This is a genomic window from Thalassoroseus pseudoceratinae (genome assembly GCF_011634775.1).
In the GTDB taxonomy this organism is placed as follows: domain Bacteria; phylum Planctomycetota; class Planctomycetia; order Planctomycetales; family Planctomycetaceae; genus Thalassoroseus; species Thalassoroseus pseudoceratinae.
Genome location: NZ_JAALXT010000002.1, coordinates 1038039 through 1060692, shown reverse-complemented (window position 1 = coordinate 1060692; position 22654 = coordinate 1038039). Strand labels below are relative to the sequence as shown.

The 22654-nt window shown below is 54.6% G+C and carries 17 protein-coding genes; 12 read left to right on the top strand and 5 right to left on the bottom strand.

The genetic code is table 11. From position 1 onward, the window contains the following. Positions 1-10 precede the first annotated feature (10 nt). From G6R38_RS09625 to G6R38_RS09615, 3 genes are all read right to left on the bottom strand, one after another. On the bottom strand, positions 11-253 hold the full coding sequence (locus G6R38_RS09625; protein WP_166823506.1) for a hypothetical protein: 243 nt from the start codon (positions 251-253) through the stop codon (positions 11-13). A gap of 3 nt (positions 254-256) precedes the next feature. After that, on the bottom strand, positions 257-787 hold the full coding sequence (locus G6R38_RS09620; RefSeq protein ID WP_166823503.1) for a hypothetical protein: 531 nt from the start codon (positions 785-787) through the stop codon (positions 257-259). 72 nt (positions 788-859) lie between these two features. Beyond that, positions 860-1132, bottom strand: coding sequence for a WXG100 family type VII secretion target (locus G6R38_RS09615; RefSeq protein ID WP_166823500.1), 273 nt, complete (start codon positions 1130-1132; stop codon positions 860-862). 275 nt (positions 1133-1407) lie between these two features. Between G6R38_RS09615 and G6R38_RS09610 the strand changes: the two genes are divergently transcribed. The 5 genes from G6R38_RS09610 to G6R38_RS09590 all read left to right on the top strand — a co-directional run bounded on the left by G6R38_RS09610 (position 1408) and on the right by G6R38_RS09590 (position 10053). Further along, positions 1408-2880, top strand: a complete 1473-nt coding sequence (locus G6R38_RS09610; RefSeq protein WP_206028523.1) for a tetratricopeptide repeat protein — start codon at positions 1408-1410, stop codon at positions 2878-2880. A 195-nt stretch (positions 2881-3075) separates the two neighbouring features. Continuing rightward, positions 3076-5142 (top strand): HlyD family efflux transporter periplasmic adaptor subunit, encoded by a 2067-nt coding sequence (locus tag G6R38_RS09605; protein WP_166823497.1) that lies wholly within the window; start codon positions 3076-3078, stop codon positions 5140-5142. A gap of 38 nt (positions 5143-5180) precedes the next feature. After that, positions 5181-6392: an FAD-dependent oxidoreductase gene (locus tag G6R38_RS09600; RefSeq protein WP_166823494.1), complete on the top strand. Its 1212-nt coding sequence runs from the start codon at positions 5181-5183 to the stop codon at positions 6390-6392. 649 nt (positions 6393-7041) lie between these two features. Next, positions 7042-8397: a DUF1559 family PulG-like putative transporter gene (locus G6R38_RS09595; protein WP_166823491.1), complete on the top strand. Its 1356-nt coding sequence runs from the start codon at positions 7042-7044 to the stop codon at positions 8395-8397. Positions 8398-8628: 231 nt separating this feature from the next. Further along, the gene (locus tag G6R38_RS09590) at positions 8629-10053 is read left to right on the top strand and encodes a sulfatase-like hydrolase/transferase (protein ID WP_166823488.1); all 1425 of its coding nucleotides are present in this window, start codon (positions 8629-8631) and stop codon (positions 10051-10053) included. Here the strand turns inward: G6R38_RS09590 and G6R38_RS09585 are convergent. Beyond that, positions 10038-10403, bottom strand: a complete 366-nt coding sequence (locus G6R38_RS09585) for a SpoIIAA family protein (protein ID WP_166823485.1) — start codon at positions 10401-10403, stop codon at positions 10038-10040. The two genes, G6R38_RS09590 and G6R38_RS09585, sit on opposite strands and share 16 nt — an antisense overlap. A 136-nt stretch (positions 10404-10539) precedes the next feature. Continuing rightward, entirely contained in the window at positions 10540-11838 is a 1299-nt protein-coding gene (locus tag G6R38_RS09580) for a class II aldolase/adducin family protein (protein WP_206028522.1), read from the bottom strand. Positions 11839-12113: 275 nt separating this feature from the next. Here G6R38_RS09580 and G6R38_RS09575 point away from each other — a divergent pair, with 275 nt between their 5' ends. The 7 genes from G6R38_RS09575 (at position 12114) to G6R38_RS09545 (ending at position 22650) form a co-directional block, all read left to right on the top strand. Then, complete coding sequence (locus G6R38_RS09575; RefSeq protein ID WP_166823481.1) at positions 12114-12533, top strand: hypothetical protein; 420 nt, start codon at positions 12114-12116, stop codon at positions 12531-12533. A gap of 62 nt (positions 12534-12595) precedes the next feature. Beyond that, complete coding sequence (locus G6R38_RS09570) at positions 12596-13486, top strand: ZIP family metal transporter (protein WP_166823477.1); 891 nt, start codon at positions 12596-12598, stop codon at positions 13484-13486. 64 nt (positions 13487-13550) lie between these two features. Further along, on the top strand, positions 13551-14825 hold the full coding sequence (locus G6R38_RS09565) for a HEAT repeat domain-containing protein (RefSeq protein ID WP_166823474.1): 1275 nt from the start codon (positions 13551-13553) through the stop codon (positions 14823-14825). A gap of 138 nt (positions 14826-14963) precedes the next feature. Next, on the top strand, positions 14964-15944 hold the full coding sequence (locus G6R38_RS09560) for an aldo/keto reductase (protein ID WP_166823471.1): 981 nt from the start codon (positions 14964-14966) through the stop codon (positions 15942-15944). Positions 15945-15949: 5 nt separating this feature from the next. Beyond that, a complete protein-coding gene (locus tag G6R38_RS09555; RefSeq protein WP_166823467.1) occupies positions 15950-16942 on the top strand; it encodes a TauD/TfdA family dioxygenase in 993 nt (330 codons plus the stop codon). A gap of 115 nt (positions 16943-17057) precedes the next feature. Further along, positions 17058-19367: an FAD-dependent oxidoreductase gene (locus G6R38_RS09550; protein WP_166823464.1), complete on the top strand. Its 2310-nt coding sequence runs from the start codon at positions 17058-17060 to the stop codon at positions 19365-19367. Positions 19368-19491: 124 nt separating this feature from the next. After that, positions 19492-22650 (top strand): spermine/spermidine synthase domain-containing protein, encoded by a 3159-nt coding sequence (locus G6R38_RS09545; protein WP_166823461.1) that lies wholly within the window; start codon positions 19492-19494, stop codon positions 22648-22650. Positions 22651-22654 lie beyond the last annotated feature (4 nt).

The window sequence follows — 22654 nt, the reverse complement described above, 5'->3', positions numbered from 1 at the left end:
CGAGATTCCATTAGAGCGTGGGACGTGTCTCGAGCAGGCATTCCCGTTCAGCTTGGCTCAACACGTCCCCCAGGTGATTGACCGCCCGCAACGCGTCGGTGATTTCTTTCAGCAATGGGCGGAGGTGCTCGTCTTCGAGGTGTCGGCTGTTGCCATCATTCCAGACGTCTTTCGTCGCCTGCCAATGTTCCAACAGGGTTTCCGTGGCGGTTTGGAGTGTCGCGGCTCCGGTGTTCAAATCGGCGGATCGCATGAGTCAATTGCCCTCGTTAGTCGGGGAGGATTCAGATTCGTTCGCGTCGTTCAGCGGCCGATCAAGATACTTCTCCACCGACGCCAAAGTTCGTTCGAGCAAGACGATCGTCCGCTGCAGATCGTTTTCGAGATAATATTTACAGCGTCCGGACCGGCCTCGGTATTCATCGCTTTCTTTGTGCAAATTGATCGCCCAACGACGTGTGGTTTCGACTTTTCCCTCGGCATCACGCAGACTCCTCTTCGCCGCATCCAAGGCTTGTTTTTCCTCGATACACGCTGGCCGTTGCCCGCCAACGGTGCGATTCCGGCGGGTCTCCAGCCGAACGCGAGCCTCGGAGATATCGTCATAGCATTGCCGAACACGTTGCTTCCATTGGCTCGGCAGATCGTGATCGAAGAACTCCAACGCCCGCGAAACTTGTTGATTGAGCATCGCCAACGCCGTCAACGATTCATCCTGGAACCGCCGAATAGCAACCAGGAAATTCGCAATGGCTTCGACATCGGTAATGTGTGCGGAACCGCTCATGGGGGCTTTCTATCGCGATGAAGCCGAAACTCGGTGTGATCCGTTATCCGAAAGACTGGAATCAACATGTCGTTAACGCTGTTGTAGATACTCCTCAATGCGCTCGGCTTTACGAAGCAGGAACGGAATGTACTGTTCGTTCACTTCCACAAACCTCGCCATACTCTTGAGGTTTCTGTCGAATTCTTCGGCGAAACGGCGATTTTCCTGGTCACGCCAAGTTGTGGACAGCGTCTCCAAATGGCCAGAGACGGCCGTTGCCTGCTCGGCAAGTGAGTTGTTGAATTGTTTGAGAAGCTGGGCAAAATGGCGCAACTCCTCGGGATCAGCAATAGCTTGAGACATGATGGGGTTCTTTCGCAAATAGCAGAGGTCACTTGTTGAAACGAATTCTCGCGTCACGTATCAATAAGAGTTCTCGAAATGAAATCGGATGCCATCTCTGACTTCGTTCATCCTGTCAATTGTACCGATTTTCCGCCGGTGTCGTGGGAATTGCTCTGCGAAGCGTCACTTTTGATACTTGATCAAGAGAAAACGGAAGACATCTCCCACCGGACCGGGTACAATCGATCACTCATTCAAGACTCGAGTTTCTCGTTCAATGATGGTGAATTGAAATGCGTTCGCGAATTGGATTGATTTGCTTGACGATTCTGATGGTGTTTGTTGTCGCAGTCGGACCAGTGTCGGCTCAGACAGCCAACGTGCAGATGTATCAGTCGCGGAACTTCCGCATGTACACCGACCTCGCGGCTGCGGATGCCCGCGATTTGCTCTCCCGGTTGGAAACGATGCTCGGGCTGATTTCCGCGTACTGGGGCCAACCGAATAAACAAGTCATCGAAATGTACGTGGCCGAGGACATTACCCGTTGGCCGGCTCAAGTTCTCGCTCAAATGGACCCGGACGGCATCCAACAGATCCGAAGTGGGGCCGGTGTCACGGCGAGTGTCTCCCGGATTTCCGCAATCTCCCGGCAGACGAAATCAAAGGTGTACGCGGTCGCGGACCACGGAACACCGCAGCATGAAGCGGTGCATGCGTACTGTCACCAGACCTTTGGCACATCGGGACCGTTGTGGTACTCCGAAGGCATGGCCGAGATGGGGCAATACTGGAAAAAAGACGATGCCAGCGTGAATTGCAGCGAAATTGTGCTGCGATATCTCAAGCAGAGCGAACCGAAAAGCCTGAACGAGATCGTCAACCCACAGACGGAATTCACAGGCGACTCTTGGCAGAACTATGCGTGGCGGTGGGCGTTATGTCATTTGTTGGCTAACAACACGAACTACGCTGCACGTTTTCGGCCGCTCGGGCTGGGCTTACTGATGAAAAAGAACGTCAGCTTCGAGCAAGTCTATGGTTCGATGTCGGATGAAATCGTGTTCGAGTATCTTGAGATGCTCAAGTCGATGGAAACCGGCTACCGTGCGGACCTTTGCAGTTGGGATTGGACCGCGAAATTCGTGTCACCGACGCGAAGTCGGACGCTGCGGTCGGAAATCGAAGCCGGTCGTGGTTGGCAAGCCACCAAGGCACGGCTGACCAAGGATACCGAATACAACTACTCCGCGGGTGGCTTCTGGAAAACCTCGAAAGAGGGCGTGCCCGTTTCCGCCGCGGGTGACGAGGACAATCGCGGACGGTTGATCGGTGTTTTATTCGATGACTACAAATTGAGTGAACCATTCGAGCTCGACACTTACGGAACATTCACCGCCGAAGCGGACGGTCAATTGTTTGTTCGATGCCAAGATGAGTGGGGGCAACTCGCTGACAATTCGGGGGAAATCGATTTTCTCATCAAAGAAAACGATTCCACCCGTCCCCTCCCCCGACCAGATCAACGCACGTCACAAACCATGCTCGCGGATGCGGACGAGTCGGAAACAAAATCCTCGACCTCAACCCCAAAAAACACCGAAACCGACGACGCACTTCGGAAGGCAAAATCGAAACTTCGGTTCGGCAAACTGCTGATGCAGAACAATGCAGCGAAAGCTCGGCGATACCTCGAAGAAGCCATTGAACTGGCTCCCTCATCCGATACCGCCAAGGCTGCGAAAAATTTGCTGAACGAACTTTGAGACTTTGCGGATGACGATCGCTCATCGCCAAACGAGCATTGCCATTCGATGAAAAGAAGTCTCGCGTTGACGGTATTCAACCGAATACTGCCGGACCTCATCTTGACAGAATAGCGATTCCAGCCGACACTCCACGGCGATACCAACCGTGAATGATTGACCATTGCGGATGTTCTGCAAGGAAGCGGACACGCTATGCCCGAGACAACCACACGCCAAAATACCCCTGTCCCACCACGACCGGACACGCCACCAAAACCGACGCCCCGACCATCAGATCCGCGGGTTGCGGTTCAAATCGTCAGCGAAATTGAACAATTGGCGACGTCCGAAATCGCCGAAGATCAGTTCTTCGGTCAATGGCTGGAAAAAACCTCTCGACAAACAGGTGCGGTAGCGTCGGCCGTTTGGATGCTCGACGCCGGTGAGCGAATCGGTTTGTTGAGTGAGCAGAACCTCGACAAAATCGGGATGGGCGGCAACCGTGCGGTGGTGCAACAGAACTTGTTCCTGCTGGGTGCGGTTCTGAAGTCTGGCGAACCGGTGATTCACGTTCCTGGGGAAACGGGAGCCATCGAACTCCCGAGCGAACACGTGTTGTTGTTGGTGCCGTTGCGGTTGGGTGATCGTGTCGTGGGAGTCGCGGAACACTTCCTGCCGACCGACTCGCCGGAACTGTACCGACTCGAACATTTGCAATTCTTGGAAGAAGCAGCCGCGTATGCGGGTCGGTATTTGTCGTGGCGTGACGAAACGACTTCGCCGGATCGACAACTCGGGTTTTGGTCCGAATTCGAACGCACGATTGGGGGATTGCATCGCAGTCTCGATCCACAGGAAGTCGCGTTAACGGCTGCAAACGATGGACGCAAATTGCTGAATTGCGATCGCGTGAGTATTGCGGTCAAACGGGGTGTCCGTACAGAGATCATTGCGGTCAGTGGCCAAGCCCGCGTAAAACGTCGTTCCAATTTGATCCGGGCCATGCGACAGTTGGCTCGTCCGATTTTGCGTGCCGGCCAACCCATCACGTACGTTGGTCACACCGACGGGCTGCCTCCGTCACTTCTGAAACCATTGACAAACTTCGTCAAGGAAAGCCGATCCCGCATGGTCCGAATGGTGCCGCTCTTGGAGCCGTCACCACTCATGGAATCAGAACGCCAAAAGGACAAGCGTCGTTACCGGTCGCAAAAGTGCTTCGGCGTACTCATCGTCGAACGGACCACCGAAGGCTGGCTGACACCACCGAAGCTAAAACAAACCGAATTGCTCGCCGACCACCTCGGAACCGCATTACACAACGCCCGAACACACCACCAGATTTTTCTGCTGTCGTTCTGGAAATTCCTGGGGCGAATTTGGCAAGGCTTTCACGGGCGGATCGTATGGCAAACGCTGTTGGCGATTTGTCTGCTCGCCGGCGTCGCCTGTGGGTTGGCATTCATTCCGGCGGATTACCGAGTGGAAGGCACCGGGCAATTGATGCCCTCAGTGCGGCAGGAGATTTTCGCTCCCTGGGATGGTGAGGTCACGGAACTGGCCATCACAGGAGGAGACCACGTCAACAAGGGCGATGTTCTGCTGAAACTCCACAACGACGAACTCAACACCCAGCAACTTGATACCCGCGGAAGACTCGCCGAGAAACAACAACTTCTCAAGACTTTGGAAGCCGGGATTGCCTCCGCCAGTCGCGAATCCAAACGCGAAGAAGAAATTCGTTTGCGTGGGCGTTATGCCCAAACCGCCATCGAAATTCGCAGCCTTAGCCAACAACTGATCGAACTCGAATCGCAAATTGAAAAGCTCACAGTCCGGGCTCCGATCGATGGAACGGTTTCCACATTCCAAGTCGAGCAGCTTCTACAAAGTCGTCCCGTCCGACGTGGCGAGCGTTTGCTGGAAGTCATGAACGAAGATGGTCCTTGGCGTCTGGAACTCAAGTTGCCGGAACGTCGTTTGGGTCATCTTCTCGAAGCCTCGACGCAGTCGAGTTCGCATGAGTTGCCAGTCGATTTCGTGTTGGCGACCGATCCGGAGCGTCGGTTCTCGGGGAGCCTCGGTGAAATCGCGACCCGCACAAGCGTCTCCGCAACCGAGGGCAGTGTGATCGATGTGCATGTGGACGTGGACGCCGCTCAAATCGACCAACGCCGAATCGGAGCCGAAGTCCGCGGAAAGATTCACTGTGGTCAAAAGAGTCTCTTCTACGTGCTATTTGGTGACGTGGTTGAATTTGCTCAAAGTCATCTTTGGTAAGCCAACTTTGCATGAATGATCGGGACGAGGAATTCGACATGTTGCAGCGTGATCTGGTGATCTTCGGTGGTGGTGTTGCAGGCTTGTGGTTGTTGGACGATGCCATCCGTGCTGGGTATTCGGCGATACTTATTGAAGCATCTGCGTTGGGAACTGGTCAGACGGTCGCGTCCCAGGGAATCATCCACGGCGGACTCAAATACACGTTGCAAGGATTGCTCACCGGTTCGGCGGCGGCCATCCGTGAGATGCCCCAAATCTGGCGGGATTGTCTCAGCGGAAAGCGTCAGCCGGATCTCTCCGAAACTCCCGTTCGGAGTGACAGTTGCTATCTATGGCGAACCGATTCCGTCTCGTCACGTCTCGGGATGATCGGAGCAAAATTCGGATTGCGAGTGGCTCCGCAAAACTTGGATCACCAAGACCGTCCGGAAGCCTTAGACGGTGTGCCGGGCACTGTAGCCCGTTTGGAAGAACAAGTCATTTCGCCCGCCGGTCTGATCAAGAACTTGGCTTCAAAGCATCAGGATTCGATCATTCAAGTCGATGCTGATCGAACTGAGTTTGAACTTGCGCGGAATGGGCAAGTTCAGTCAATCCGCTTCGTTCACCCGAATACGGAAGAAACGTTGACGGTAGCTCCAACGCAAATCATCTTCACCGCTGGGGCTGGAAATGCCACGCTCCGCCGACAAGCTGGATTGAATTCGCAAACCATGCAACGTCGACCACTGCATATGGTGCTTGCACGGGGTCCGCTGCCGAGACTAAATGGTCATTGCGTGGACGGTGCGAAGACACGCGTGACGATCACTAGCGATATGGATTCTGAAAATCGAACCGTTTGGCAAATTGGCGGACAACTTTCGGAAACCGGGGTCACACAATCGGCTCGCGAATTGATTGCGAGTGCGCAGGCTGAACTATCCGTAGTTCTTCCGAAGATTGATTTCTCGAATGTGGAGTGGGCCACGTATCGCGTTGATCGTGCTGAAGGACGCACTTCGAACGGTGGTCGTCCGGAAACTTACCAAGTCGACGAAACCGGCAACATATTGACGGCGTGGCCGACGAAACTCGTCCTCGCTCCCCAACTGGCGACGGAAATTCTTGACCGCCTGCAACCACCATCCGGTCAACCATCAGAGGCGGTTAGCGATCAATGGCCACGCCCTCAGGTTGCTAAGTGCCCGTGGGAACTAGCAACTTGGAGCACACTCTCTTCGAGTTCTCATCGAGAAGCCGCCTAGCTCATCCCGCCAAAACTAGTACTCTCACGAAAAAACTAGTAATCAGCTCACTTGTCATTCGAATGTGAGTTTACCTAATACTGCAAACGGTTTGCCATTGATTTCGCAATCAAAAACCATCGCCCCACGAGTGGCTCACACCTAGTCGTAACAGGTTCTTTCTATTGAGTGCCTGGAAACCATGTCTTCTTTGCGTTCGCCGCAGATACAGAAGACTTCCATACGGTCTAGGTAGTTTCTTTGCGCCTCCTCAAATTATTGAGAAACTCGCTACAGCTTCACAAAAAGCTCACATTCCGCAATTAGAGTTCTCACGCAAGAGTTGGTCAAGCCACGTAACCGTTCTCTATCAATCTTGATTGCTCGGTTGTTGACCAAACTTTCCAGTAAATCATGTAGGAAAGTTGATGGATCAGACATCAATGCTCCACACACTCCCAAAATATATCGGTCGTAGTACTCAGGAATGACGATCGCCAGCGTGTTGACCGCAATGGATACTGCGATCAACTGATCTGCGTGCATGCACTCGTCTTGGTCCGGGAAGACCACCACTGTTGATGGTAGAAGCTTGAACTGTCTCGCATTGCGCTCGGAGATGTCTTCGAGGCAACATGACCCAATTTGGTGACTAGAGGAAGAGGACTCGATGAAACGCTCGAATGTGACAAAGCCGCAACGTCGCGGTTTCACCCTGATTGAACTTCTTGTTGTGATCTCGATCATCGCGATTCTGATCGCCTTGTTATTGCCAGCCATTCAATCCGCTCGGGAAGCTGCTCGCTCGACACAGTGCCGCAGCAATCTCAAGCAAATCGGAATTGCCTTGTACGCATTCTCCGATAAAGACCCGCAAAAACGACTTTGCTCCGGTGCCTACGACTCCAAACGTGACGGTTGTTGGGACACCTACGGCTGGGTTGCCGACATGGTCAGCGTCAATGCCGGAAATCCCAACGAAATCCGTTGCCCATCGAACGAACTCAAGGGCATGGAAAAACTGAACGACCTCCTCGGCGGTAGCACGAACAACGGCCAAGGCTCGTTCTACGATCGTCAAGACAAAGGGATCTGTGGTGCTCTCGCCGCGGGCAACCTCACCTACGAAGGCGTCACCTACGATTCCGCAGCCGAGATGGTCGGTGAGACGGTCCGAAAAGGCTACAACTCCAACTACGTTTCCGGTTGGCACATGGTGCGTAGCGAACCACGATTGGCTAGCGCCAATACACTTGGCATGACCGACTCTGCCGGTAAACAAGGCCGTTGGGTCGACACCAACATTGTCGCCAGCGGACCAGATGCCCGGACCGACGGTAGCGACCTGAAAAGCATTCTGAACACCAAAGGCCCGCTGACACAAAACCAAATCAGCCAAGCTGACGTTCCTGGAAGCTCAATCGGAATGTTGGCCGACGGGGCACCTGGAGACATCGGCGAAGCTATCCTCAAAGAAACGCTGCTGAACCTCGACGGTTCCATCACGGATGCAGGTTTGACCGCTGGTGCACGATTGGCTGAGTCTTTCAATGACGGTCCTGCATACTGGAACGGCAGCTCCATCAAATTGGTCAAAGGTGCTGGTGGAGCCGCTCCTCATCTCGTGCTGGTCGACAAGTTCTTGCCACTAACTTTCCCGACAGTTGGAACCGTGGTTGGCTCCTCGAACTATCCAGAGAGCGAATACGCAAATCCGGTCACGGTCGGCGGGACGACCCCAACCGGTGACGATACGGCGACCTTCGATGACAGAGTCATTCTGCAAGACCTCCGCGACTGGTTCGGCGTTCACCGTGGTGGTGCGAACGTCCTGATGGCTGACGGTTCGGTCAAGCAAATTGCCGACCTCAACGGCGACGGATTCTTCAACCCAGGTTTCCCAGCAGAAAACGGTTCAAACCAAACCGATGGTTACACCGACGGCACCTGCGAAGTTAACGCGTTTGAAGTCTACACCGGAACGTTCTTGAACACCGATACCTTCGTCAAAGGCAACTTCGAATAATCGAATTGGCACATCGAAGGTTCGGCAACAAATTTTGACCGGGGTTCGGCAACTGCTGAACCCCGGTTTTTTCGTGGATCAACCAAGCCGCTTCAAGACGCCCCATGGGTTTGCTTCCGAAACAGACAAGCGATAGGGTGAGGAACTGTTGGTGCTCGTTTGATGGAGTCCATTTCTGAAACGAGGTTCGACCAACGAAACAAAGCCAATCACTCGATCGAGAGCGCTCTGATGTGGAAATCAACCTTCTGGCTTGTCCTTGCGGTCTTGTTTTCTCTCCCATGCCGATCCGTCTCCGCAATAGACCGTGGCCCCGAACACCCGAATGTGATCTTGGTGTTTATCGACGACATGGGCTGGACGGACTTGTCCTGCTTCGATGGCCAAGGCCCGCGGACTCAGCATATTGACCAACTCGCGTCTGAAGGAATTCGCTTCACGCAGTTTTATGTCAACTCGCCGATTTGCTCTCCGTCACGCGTCGCAATTTCCACGGGACAATACCCGCAACGTTGGCGGATTACGTCGTACTTGAACAATCGACGAAGCAATCGGGAACGTGGGATGGCTCAATGGCTGGATGTCAAAGCCCCCATGCTAGCCCGTGAACTTCAGCGAGCGGGTTATGCAACCGGGCATTTTGGCAAATGGCATATGGGTGGGCAACGAGATGTCGACAACGCACCGCCGATCACCGCGTATGGATTCGATCAAAGCCTGACAAATTTTGAAGGCATGGGAGCCAAGCTTCTCCCACTGACGATGCAACCTGGCTGGGAAAAACCGGGCCGAATTTGGCAAAAGGCTGTGCGATTGGGCGAACCGGTCACGTGGATGCAACGCTCTGAAATCACTGGCGGATTTGTCGAAGCGGCGTTGAAGTTCATCGATCAAGCACAGGCCGACAAGAAGCCATTCTATGTGAATGTTTGGCCGGACGATGTGCACGCCCCGTTCTTTCCACCGCTCGAAAAATGGAAGGATGGTCGTCGAGCACTCTATCACGGTGTGCTAGATGCGTTGGACGAACAACTCGCGGCGTTGTTCAACCGAATTCGTAATGACGAAGAACTTCGCCGTCAGACTTTGATCGTCCTCTGTTCGGACAACGGTCATGATGTCGGTGCCGGTTCGTCCGACCCATTGCGTGGCGGGAAGACTTGGCTGTACGAAGGCGGAATCCGTTCGCCACTCATTACGTGGGGACCAGGATTGCTCGCGAAAGAAAAGACCGGCACGGTCAACGAGGAATCCGTGTTCTGCGCACTCGACCTCAACCGATCCCTTTACGACATCTGTCATGTCAACGTGCCAAAGAACGCAAAACTCGATGGCGAAAATCTCGCGGAGACGCTGCTCGGGCATTCAAAGCAGAGTCGACAATCGCCGATCTTCTGGCGACGTCCACCAGACCGCCCGGGTTTTGGTCATGGATACGATGAGGACAACCCAGACTTAGCCGTGCGTGACGGTCAGTGGAAATTCACGGTCAACTACGACGGCAGCAGTCCACAACTTTATGACTTGTCGGAAGACGCTGCCGAAACCAATAACCTAGTCGACGCGAACCCGAAAGTTGCGGATCGCCTTCACAAAGCGATCCGCGAATGGAATTCAGAATTGCCACGGGATGCCGGCGATCAATCCTCGGACTGAATCCACTGGCGAGCTTCGGCAAGTTCGCCCTGATCAAAGTACTTGATCTTGGCTGTTGTAAACGGCTTGCAGAACACAGACATTCCTTTTTCCCATTTGCTCTCGCCGACAAGTGCCAAACGCTCGATGTCGCTGAAATGCTTGGCATCGAATTTGATGTCTTCCCATAACGCACTGAGTTCCCAGCCGTGGAAATCATGCAGCACAACGAGCATCCGCACTTTGCCGAACTGCTGAATTTTTTGTTCCATCAGCGGAACGAACATCCCGTAGGCTTCCGAAGTGAGTTTGCCTGAGATTTCGATTTCAACAATCTTGCCACTGTCAACTTCGGTGATCTTGCACGACATTTGACGCTCCCAATCGATCTAAAATTCAGTCAACTATGCGTCGTGTGATGCGAGGACAACGTTGCCTCACATCCCGTCACGACAGAACACACATCTGAGAATTTCCAACAGGCTCCGCAAACGTTTTTTCACTTGGCTACTTTGACAAGAATGCATCACGGAGTTCTTGAATCACCTCCTCGGACATCGACGTTACCGGCCCTAGCGGACGAGTGTTGATCAGTGCCTCAGCGGTAGCTTCCAGAACTTCCAACCGGTCAAACGCATCCAGCACGCTGGTCCCGATGACCAAGACCCCATCGTTCTCTAACAGGGCCACTGGTTGATCCACCGAAATTTGATCCGCGAGTGCGTTGGTATCCTGATACGGCAGCCCAAACGGGATTCGTCGGACGTCTCGAAGAAAGAGATAGCTCTCGGGGATCGTGCGAGCATCCAAGTTGCTTTGCGTGACGCTAAACGCTGTGGCGTTGACGGGGTGGGCAAACACGATCGATTCCACCTTGGGATACCGTCGATAGATCGCCTGATGAGCTCGACTCGCCCGACTCGGTGTCTTCCCGGCTTCGCATTCATCACCGTCAACTCGCACGAAGTCGCCTAAATCCAGCTGCTCCCGGTCTTGTTGAGACGGGGTGATCAGGAACGAGTCCTCACCGAGTCTCGCCGAAAAACTGCCTTCGGTGCTAATGAGGAGACGCTGACGACATCCACGTCTAACAAATTGCTTCAACTGTCGTCGCAACTCCTTTTCGTTGCTGGACATCTCCGGCGAGGAACTGCTGTCTTGCACGGTCTGTGCCACATCGACTTGTCGATTCTGGAACGCCAAGAATTGTGAATCGGTCAGGGAGTTCACGTCTCCGATGTGACCGGCTTTGATGAGGATCTTGGCAAGGAACTCTAGGGTTTCGAAGCGTTGATATGCATCGGACAGCGTACGACCGCCGACGACGACCCCGTGATTTTCCAAGACCACCGCGTTAACGGAATCTTCAAAGGCATCGGCGATGTTCTCTGCGAGTTTCTGACTGCCCGGCAATGCGTACGGCGCAAACCCGACGTTTCCGCAAACATGCCGAGCTTGGGGAAACAGTCTGGTTTGCGGAATCTGCCCGGCAATGCTGAACGCAACCAATGCTACAGGGTGAGCATGCACAATGCCGCCGAAATCGGGACGCCGCTCGTAGATGGCTTGATGGAACGGAAACTCCGAGGACGGGCGGTGTGGCCCGGTAACGTCACCAGACTTCGCAACACAGACAATGTCATCGCGGCGGAGACTACCTTTGTCGATCCGAGCCGGGGTGATCCAAACGTCCTCACCGTCCCGGATGGAGAGGTTGCCCCCCGAAGTAGTTGTCATCCGATAGCGATAGATTCGCTCCATCGTTTGCATGATTTCATCGCGAGGGTGAAGCAGCGAAGTTGGCATTCGAATTCATCCTACAAGAGCGGCTTTCGTTGGTATCGTGAGTGTACCAAAGCGAACACAAACGCACACCCAAACAGCGGCCTTTGCACAGGCGATTGAAAAAGCGAATACTCGCCAACCCGTTAGAGACGGTTGATATTTTATTGATCACCAGACGACTTAACGCCGGATGTTTTTGGGGCTGTTGCATGGACGCTTACATTTTCATTAGGATGGCTGTCGGTTCCAATCGACGAAAGCCTCCGTCCAACATGCCGTCCCAACCCATTGATTCCATGTCGCATTCCAACAAGGATTTGTCGTTGGTGGATAATTTGCTGATCAGTATCGAAGAATTGGTTTTGGAAGCCGAACGGCAAGGCGAGCCGCTGGAGATCGATCCTTGGCGTGAACGGCTATTCGAAATGTTCGTGACTGCACACGGAGCCGGTTATCTCGAGGGTCACGATGAAGGTGACGAGATCATCGGCCGAGGTTCGAGCACGCCGGACTTAACCGCCGATTCGTTGTGTCGTCAGTTGGGTGATCGATGGGGGTTGGCGAACGCCGCTCGTGAGTCCGTCGCGCAGCAACAGAAACTGCCGTCCGGTGAGCTTGGCAAGATGCGGCTCCTGTGGTCCTTGATGCGGATGTGGATGGAGTGGACCTACGCCTGGAAACGTTGGCCGGAATTCAACGACCATCAAGTTTCCTAATCGCCAAGTAAGACCAAGGAAATCTGGCATCTGTTGATGCTGTTTGTGAACCGAGTCAACTCATGCAGACGACGGTACTGATTTCGGTTTACTGTACCTTGATCGTCGCGGCTTCGCTGACCGGCGGGATGCTTGCGAACCGTTTGAAACTCAGCCACACGCAGATGCAGATGTTGCTCAGCGGCGTGGGTGGTTTCATGCTGGGAATCGCGTTGTTCCATTTGTTGCCTCACTCCCTGCACTTGACGGGCTCCATCCACGCATCGACGAACTGGCTCGCCATCGGTTTGATGACGATGTTTTTCCTGATCCGGGCGTTTCATTTTCATTCTCATGAACCCGCCGACTCGTCAGAGTTGCATGATCACGACCACGATAATGGCGGTCATCATGCCCACTCCCCGATTGCCCACCGCTGGGGTTGGTTCGGTGTCACACTCGGGTTGGCACTTCACACACTGATTGACGGGATGGCGTTGGGGGCGGATGTCGCCGCACAAGAAGATTCCCCCGTTCGATGGTCGCTTTTCGGATTCAGCACTTTCTTAGCGATCCTTTTGCACAAGCCGCTCGACGCCGTTTCCATCACGTCTTTGATGGCGGCTTCCGGCTGGTCGACGACTTGGCGGAACGTCATCAACTTCGGCTTTGCGTTGATGTGCCCGATCGGAGCATTGGCGTTCTTTCTGGGAGTTCAAGCCTTCGGAGCCGAACACCAATTCATCGTGGGCTGTGCCTTGGGATTCTCAGCGGGTGTCTTCTTGTGCATTTCGCTGGGTGATCTCCTCCCGGAAGTGGAATTGCATTCGCATCACCGAATCCAATTATCGCTGGTATTGCTATTGGGGATGGGGTTGGCATGGGTCATTGAACTCACCCATAGTCATCCGCCGCGTCAACCACCACTTGAGATTCGTTCATCGCTCCGGATAGAATCTGAGGAACCATTCTAGCGGTTGTTCTGTGGTTATCGAAAACCGCAAACCGATCTCGACGAAGACTCATTCGGAGGGTTCCATGGGGATTCGCATCATCACACTGCTCTCGGTCGTTGCAGCGTTTCAGTATGTTGCTCCGATTGCATTCGCGGACTTAATCAAACTGAACAGCGGAGGCGAAGTCCGTGGGCAGTTCGAACACAAGACGAAAGTGGCCGATCTTCCGGAAGTCACGATCACGACACCGACCGGTGCAACGTTGATCATTCCGCAGGAGGAAATCGACTTTGTCACCCGGCGATCGCAAGCCGTCGAAGAGTATGAGACGCGAAGCCGCCGAATCCCGAACACCGTGGAAGCCCATTGGGACTTGGCCACTTGGTGCCTCAAAAACAAATTGCCGGCTCAACGCGAACGCGAATTGGAACGCGTGGTGGAACTCGCCCCCGACCACGAAGACGCTCACCGCAGCCTCGGCCACATTCAGCACGATGGAACTTGGATGACGAAAGAGGAAAAGTTCCTCTCCCAAGGATACGTCAAACACGATGGCAAATGGATCACGCCTCAGGAAAAGGCGTTGCTCGAAGACGCCGAGTCCCATGACCAACAGGACAAAGATTGGATCAAGAAGATTCGGCAGCTCAAGGGCTACCTGCTCAGCCGACCGGCCCAAAGTCAGCAGGCACTCGCCGAGCTCAAACGAATCAGCGATCCGCATGCGGTTCCGGCGTTGTCCTATTTCTTCAGTGACGACCCCAACGTGTCCATGCGATCGTTGTACGTCGGAATTCTCGGGCAGATCTCCGGTCCTCGGGGAGTGACGCCGCTGGTGAAGCAGTCGCTGTTTGACGTTGCTCCGCAAATCCGACGGGCCGCCCGTGACGCCATTCCGGAAGAGCAGTACAAACTCGCAATGTCGCTTTACGCTCGGGAACTCAGCAATGGTTTGAATACAATCGTCTGCCGAGCCGGAGCGGCTTTGGAACAAGTCGGTGACGACCAAGCCGTGCCCGCACTCATTGGCGCCCTGGTCACCACGCATCAATACCGCATTCAAGTCCCCGAAGACTCCTACAGTTTCGGAGCCAACGGCACATACGGTGGTGGCACGCAACTGCCGCCGGATATCGAAGTCGGTTTACGGACAGGCATGTTCAACGGGGCCGTGGTGAACGATCCCGGTGCCGCCGGTCGCCCCACGAAAACCGTAACGGTCAGTGTCAACCACGAGAATCCCCAAGTCCTGAGTGCTCTCAAAAAGATCACCGGCAAGAACTTCGGTTACGACGAACGAACCTGGGCCTTGTGGCTGCAAGCACAACAAGCCGGTCTGGTTTCCAACGACGAATAATACCGAATCGCCCCGTCCAGATGAGCATTTGAACCCATGACTGGTTGACTCAGGCTCGGTCTGTTTTCGTTCTGATTTCCGCGTGGTACAATGCACGTCCGCCGGAATCATCAACACGAAAACACATCGGAATCCATCATGTCCAGTTCGTTGACACTCTCGACAGGCGACAAACTCCCATCGGTGGGTTTGGGTCTGTGGAAAGTCGATCCGTCCGAAGCCCCGTCCCTTATTCAATCGGCCGTCGATGCCGGTTACCGGCATTTCGATTGTGCCTGTGATTACGGCAACGAGGACGCCGTCGGCGAGGGCTTGCAAGCGATTTTCGATTCCGGTGCCGTTTCGCGAAGTGACGTCTGGTTGACTTCAAAACTTTGGAACACCTATCACGCCGCCGAACACGTTCGCCCGGCCCTTGAACGAACGCTCCGCGATCTCCGCGTCGACGCGCTGGATTTATACCTGATCCACTTTCCGATCGCGCAACAATTCGTGCCGTTCGAGACCCGTTATCCGCCCGGTTGGTTCACCGACCCAGACGCCGCCGAGCCGAAAATTGAACCGGCAAAAGTTCCGATTCAGGAAACTTGGCGAGCGATGGAGTCGTTAGTTCGCGAGGGCTTGGTTCGCAACATCGGTTTCTCGAACTTCAATTGCAGCCTGATTCGCGATGTTTTGTCCTACGCGGAAATCCGTCCGTCGGTCTTGCAGATTGAATCCCATCCGTATCTCACGCAGGAAAAGCTCGTTCGATACTGCCAGCAGGAAGACATCGCGGTAACGGCGTTCTCTCCGCTGGGTGCCCCGTCGTACGTGGGGATCGGCATGGCCGAGAAAGAGGAATCGGTCATGAACTTGCCGGAAATCAAAGCCATTGCGGAATCGCACGGTCGATCACCGGCCCAAGTGGTCCTCCGGTGGGGGGTGCAACGGGGAACGGCAATCGTCCCCAAAACATCCAAGCCCGAACGGCTCAAAGAAAACATCAGTTTGTTCGATTTCGAGCTGACCAACCAAGAGATGCAGACCATTGCCAGCCTGAATCGCAACCGTCGATTCAACGATCCCGGCGTGTTCTGCGAGGAAGCGTTCAATACCTTCTTTCCGATCTATGAGTAATTTTTATGTCGACTGAAACTCTAACCGTCGAACCCTTGTCGCTGCCAACCCAGCAGGAATACGACGGCATCCCGTTCCCGCTGGTTCTGGCGTGTCGAACGGCCAACGCGACCGTGGAAGCCGTCCGTGATTGGGTCCAAGCGAACCGCGATGAACTCGATGAGCAAGCCTCGCGACACGGGACGATTCTATTCCGGGATTTTCCGCTGACATCCGATCAAGATTTCGATGCCTTCATTACAGCGTTCGATTACGAGAATTTTGCATATCGGGATTCGCTATCGAACGCCGTGCGGGTCAATCGCACACCGCGGGTGTTCACGGCGAACGAAGCGCCGTCGGAAGTGACGATTTTCCTGCATCACGAGATGGCTCAGACACCGGTCTACCCGAGTCGGTTGTTCTTTTTCTGCGAACATGCTGCGGAAGAAGGCGGAGCCACACCGCTGTGCCGATCCGACATTCTGTTCCGCGAACTTCAAAAAGCCTGTCCGAAGTTCGCCGACGATTGCGAGCAAAAAGGACTTCTGTATTCCAACGTGATGCCGGCTGTGGACGACCCCAAGTCCGGCATGGGCCGAAGTTGGCAGAGCACATTGCGAGCAGACACGAAAGCCGCCGCCGAGGCACGACTTTTGGAACTCGGTTACTCATGGGAGTGGCTAGAAGACGGTTGCTTGCGAATGACCACTCCAGTGATGCCGGCGGTGCGGACGCTTCCGGATGGTCGCAAAACATTCTTCAATCAACTCATTGCTGCCGCCCATTGGCAAGACAGTCGAAATGATGCGGAGAAGGCGATCACGTTCGGCGATGGCAGCCCGCTCGACCGGGATGCCGTCGCGATTGCGGTCGAACTTGGTGACAAACTGAGCTTCGACGTTCCTTGGCAACGTGGCGATGTGGCGTTGGTCGATAACTTCGTGGTCATGCACGGTCGCCGCCCCTTCGTCGGCACGCGGAAAGTCCTCGCCTCACTCGTTGCAGCGAATGTCTGAATGAATCATCATCAGTGTGCCACAACTCTGTGCGTTGAATAAACCAATCCACACAGTTCATCTCGACGGCTTACAAAAACGTGGCACACGTCGAATTCTATTGAGGTCTCAACCCATGCGTTCAATACTTGCTCTCGTGCTGATCGGCTGTCTTAGCACACCGGTTTTCGCGGAATCCCTTTTGGTTGAAGCGGAGAGTTTCCAAGACCATGGTGGTTGGAAACTCGATACGCAATTCATCCACGAAATGGGTTCGCCGTACTTGCTTGCCCATGGTCTCGGTCGCCCGGTGGCGGATGCCAAAACGACCGTCAAGTTTCCTGCTGCGGGCACGTACCATGTGTTCGTGCGGACGAAAGATTGGGTCGCCCGATGGGATGCCCCTGGTCAACCTGGACGGTTCCAACTGCTCGTCAACGGTCAACCACTGGACGAGACGTTCGGCACCAGCGGAGCCGAATGGTTCTGGCACGACGGCGGCACGGTGAAAATCGGCGACGCGGATCAATCTGGTCCCGTTGATGTGGATCTCGCTCTGAAAGATCTAACTGGTTTCGACGGACGTTGTGATGCGATCTACTTCACCACAGATTCCGAACCGCCGCCGAACGCTTCGAAAATCCTTCCGGGATGGCGACGCGACTTGCTCGGATTGAAGGAAGAACCGACCGAAAAATCCGGCTACGATGTGGTGGTCATCGGCGGGGGTTACTCCGGCATGGGAGCGGCGTTGTCGGCCGCGCGGATGGGCTGCAAGGTGGCTCTGATTCAAAATCGCCCGGTGCTCGGCGGTAACGGTTCCAGCGAAGTCCGGGTGTGGGCAATGGGCAACATTCGCCGTGGGAAGTATCCCCGCATCGGGGAAATCGTCGAAGAATTCAGCGATCACGCCAAGAAATCCCCCGGCACGTACGAGGAATTCGAAGACGCCAAGAAAGAACGTATCGTTCGAGCGGAAGACAAAATCGATCTGTTCCTGAACCATCATGCGTATCAAGTTGATTCGACGAAGCTCGAAGACAGTGAAAACGGTTATCAACGAACGATCAACGCTGTCTATGCTTTCGACACCCGTACCAGTGAGCACACGAAATTTAGTGGGCGGTTGTATGTCGATGCGACCGGGCACGGCACAATCGGCGCACTCGCCGAAGCGGATTGGGACATGACCCCCAAAGACCGCATGGGCATGAGCAACATGTGGGCCTGGGGTGAAGGCGAGAAAGAAGTCGACTTCCCCGAAACTCCCTGGGCACTCGATCTCACGATGCGAGACTTTCCGTATCCACGGGATCATCATGGCCAATGGTTCTGGGAATCGGGTTTCAACAAAGACGCCCTCGGCGATGCCGAGGGCATTCGCGATTGGAACCTGCGAGCCGTCTTCGGTGCTTTCAATGCGATGAAGAACAAAGACGGTGCCGCCAAACACAAGACTGCGTTCCTGACCTGGATCGCTTACATTGGCGGTCCTCGGGAATCCCGGCGGTTGATGGGAGATGTAGTGCTCACGCAGGATGATGTCGTTTCTAAAAAAGACTTCAAAGACGGCTGCGTGCCGAGTACATGGTCAATCGACCTTCACTATCCGAAGCAACAATACGCGAAGAAATTCCCCGATAATCCCTTCATTTCGATCGCCGTGCACGACCGCCGGATCGACCGAAATTATGGCTATCCGGTGCCGTATCGCTGTTTCTATTCGCGAAACGTCGACAATCTCTTTATGGCCGGCCGCTGCATCAGCGTGACACACCAAGCCCTCGGCACGACACGGGTGATGAAGACCTGCGGCATGATGGGCGAAGTCGTCGGCAAAGCCAGTTGGGTCTGCGTGACGCGTGGGTGTTCGCCGCGTGATGTGTACCATCAATATTGGGATGTCATGCATGAACTGCTGCAACTTCCCGGCAAAGCGCGTCGCGAAAGTTTGGGCGGCGAAATTGAGATTCCCGCTGACGCCCTACCGCTCGCTGGTCCGAACGGTCCGCCGACCGGACTCGATCCCGCCAAGCTGGACGGCGTGATTATTGATGATCATCAAGCCAAGATGACCGGCAAATGGACCGCCGGAACCGGATTGAAAGGGTACGTCGGTTATCATTATCTCTATGCCGGTTCCAAACAGAACACAGCGGTCACGTTTGAACACAAACCAAAGAAATCCGGACGATACGAAATTCGCATCGCCTACCTTTCCCATGAGAATCGCGGTGCCCACGTGCCCGTCACGGTGAAAACGTCGACGGAAACGAAGACTGTCAAAGTCGATATGCGGGAAACGCCACCGATCGACGAAGGATTTCTCTCCCTCGGAGAGTTTGATTTGAAAGCCAATGAAACCGTCCGTGTGACTGTCTCCGCCGAGAATGCCGGAGGGAATGCCCACGCTGATGCGGTTCAAATTTTGCCCATCAAACCATGATCCCGACTGACCACCGGCGTCTTTTCGGACGCCGGTCTTGCGGGAAATTGGAGAAATTCGGTAAAAACCGGAAATAAACACGGAATTCGCACACCTCGAATACTTCAACAACGGCACGGACGCCATGCAACGCCTTTCCTTACCGCCACGAATTGCGTCACTCCGCAACCTTCTCGCGACGAATTTCGTCCAAGCGACGGGTGTGGGATTTTTGGCCGGTGTGTTCTGTCTGAGTTGGTTATTGCAGCTCACGAGCATACTGGGTTCTTCACTGGCCGTTTCCACCGCGATGATGTTGTCAATCGTAACAGGGCTCGTCATCGGTTGGCCCACGGGGGAGGCGAAACCAGGATTTCGCTCACGCACAATTGCGACCTGGCTTGCCGGTTGGACTTTGTTATTCCCATGGCTGTTGCAAGGTCTTTCCAGCGGACTCGATCATGTGCCTGTCACATGGTGGAGTACACCGGCGTTGAACCTGGGACTGCTATGTCTCATCGCTCTCGTTCTGCTCACTGCCCCGACTTTCGGACTGCTTCGATGGGCACAGGCTTGTGTCAATCAGTCTGAGTGCAATCCGAAAGTTGCTTGGCGTGGTTTGGGCTGCGGATGGGCGTTGGCGGTGTTTGCGATGGCCTACCTACTTGGTCCGTGGGGTCTCTTTGCCGTCACGGTCAACGTCTTGGCGATCGCAACATGTGTCGGTGCCGGTTGGTCGGCTTGGAAGCATCCAAACTCTGTCATGAACATGACACAAGAGCCCGCTGCCCCCCAATCGGTTTCACTTTCCATGCGGCTGATGGGCGCGGTGTTCGCATGTGGAGTCGGTGCCGCGGTCGCCGTTTGGTGGCAAAGTTTGACTCAACTCATGCCCATCTCGAATTACTTGCAGTGGACCGGTTGGAGTAGTCTGCTATTCGGTTTGGTTCTTGGTTTCACGTCGACTCGGTTCTCTCGAACGTTCGCAGGTGTTGTCGCGACGATTTGGGTCGTGGCACTTCCATCGATCTTTCCACACCTGACCGCAATGTCGATGAACTTCAATGCCAGCGTGACATCGGTTCTCGGATTGATGCTTCTCCGTGGGGGACTGGTTGCCGTATGTTTGTTCCCAGCAGGATGGTGTTGGGGACGGTTCACAAACAATCAAGACTCGAACACCTCCGCGATCTGGCCAACGCTCCACTTTGAAGCCTTTGCCGTCGGCGTCTTAATCGTGCAATGGGTCGGAATGTCAATCGTCTCCGTGCCGACTCTCGCAACGGCATTCGCTGTGATTTTCCTGGTTTGTGCCGCGATGGTTTGGAAGCCGCGTTGGTCGCATCATCGTGTGCGAATCGCGACGGGATCGCTCGCCACGCTCGGAATTCTCGTGGCTTGTCTTTTCACTGCCGAATACCAGCCGACCCGCAGCGCACGGATGCTTTTTGATTCCACCGTCTCGATGGCTGCTGCTGCCGGTTTGGATGAAGACCTGCTCCCGTTTGTCGACGAGTCCCGTTTGCTCGAGCGTCGCGTTGCCCCCGATTCCACCTGGACGGTGTGGAAGACTCGGGGATATCAAATTCAACTTCGGCGTGATGGGCTTCCCGCAGGTGCGGCAAGTCTCGAACCGCGATTGGCACCGCAATCGTCATCGGATGTCCTCCCGACTGTGATGCCCTTGGTGTTGCACTCGCGGCCGAATCATGTGCTGATCCTAGGCATGGAATCGGGAGTGGCATTGGAAACCGTCTTGGCATTTCCGATCCCGCAAGTTACTTGCATCCAGCCCAGCAAAACGTTGACGACTTTGTTGCAACACCATGTGTGGTCCGTCCGTGGGTTGGATCCGCTTTCCGATCCCCGATTGACCCATCACGTTGCCGACCCGGTTCTCGCAATCCGTTCGGGCGAATCGAAATACGATGTCGTGATTTCATTGCCAAACCATCCGGCCACTTCGGATGGAACGGCAGAGACCACGACCGAATTCTACGACCAAATTGCGGAATCGCTGGACGACGGTGGAATCTTCTGCCAGAAGTTTTCCCACATTGATTTCGGCCCGGCGGTCATTCAAACCGTCGCCCGCACGATGCGTGAATCGTTCTCCGAGGTGGTGTTCCTCGAAATCGCAGCCGGGCAACTGGCAATGTTCGGTTCGAACACACCAGGAGCCCTCACGAACGAAGATCTCGCGGATCGGCTTCAGCGTCCACACGTTCGCGAAGCCCTCGCAAACATCGGCATGGACTGGGCAATCCCGATGAATTTGCCGGCCTATAACACCGAAAACTTGGACGAAATGCTCGCTCAAGGTTCTTGGTGGCATGGCCAAAACACGTCTGCGAGTGGTCGATTCGCATTGGGCTTGCCTCCGGAAATGATGAAGTGGGGACCGAAATACCAACGGACTCAAGCCATGATGGCTCCCCATACCGAACGGTTCGCCAATTGGGGAACCGTGGAAGCGGACGACCCAGTGTTGCTCCGACGATTCAGTGAAATTGTCATGCACAACGATTTGATGGTCGGCGTGCCCGACGAATACTGGTTGTATCGAAAATCGACGAAGCAACAGATCATGGAGAACCCCCGCTCTCTGATTCGCCAAGTCGGCGGCGAGATTCCCAAGCAGGACATTCACCCCGAAGACCGTCGACGTATGAACTATTTCAAGGCGTTGGATCGGGCGTTGAAAACCATGGACGCCAACGACATTGCCTCGGTCGCAAATTACGCGACTCCTTACGATCCGCTGGTGAGCGACTTTCTCCACAAGGAAGTCGCGGAACTCTACTCGCGATGCGATCCACCAGAGCACGAAGCGGAACTCATGCACCGTCTGCGAGCAGCCAATTATGCCTCCGCTCAGGAAAAATCCGTGCGAAATGTGGCGGCGGCGATCATGATTCTCGTTCAACATCCGGAAACCATGCCGGATGCGATGCAGCGGTTCGACCAGCTCAATGCACTAGTTCAAACCATGAAACTCCGCTGGGCCGCACGATTGGGCTACAAACCGGATTCGTCCGACGTGATGCTCAACGACATTGAAAAAAGTCTGCGAGCCACAGAACAAGCATTGAAGACAATGGACGAGCTGGCAGCGGAAATCGACATTTCCGCCGACGATTGGCGAGCTCGCCGGAAGTTTGTGGAGAAGACCGTCATCCACCCGCTTCGGGATTATCGACGTGAAATGCTGCCATATCACTTGAAAAAGAAGATCACCAAGTCCGCAGTGAAAGCGGCCCGATCTCAATCAAGCAAAGAACCTTCTGCGAAGGTTGAACCGTAGGGCA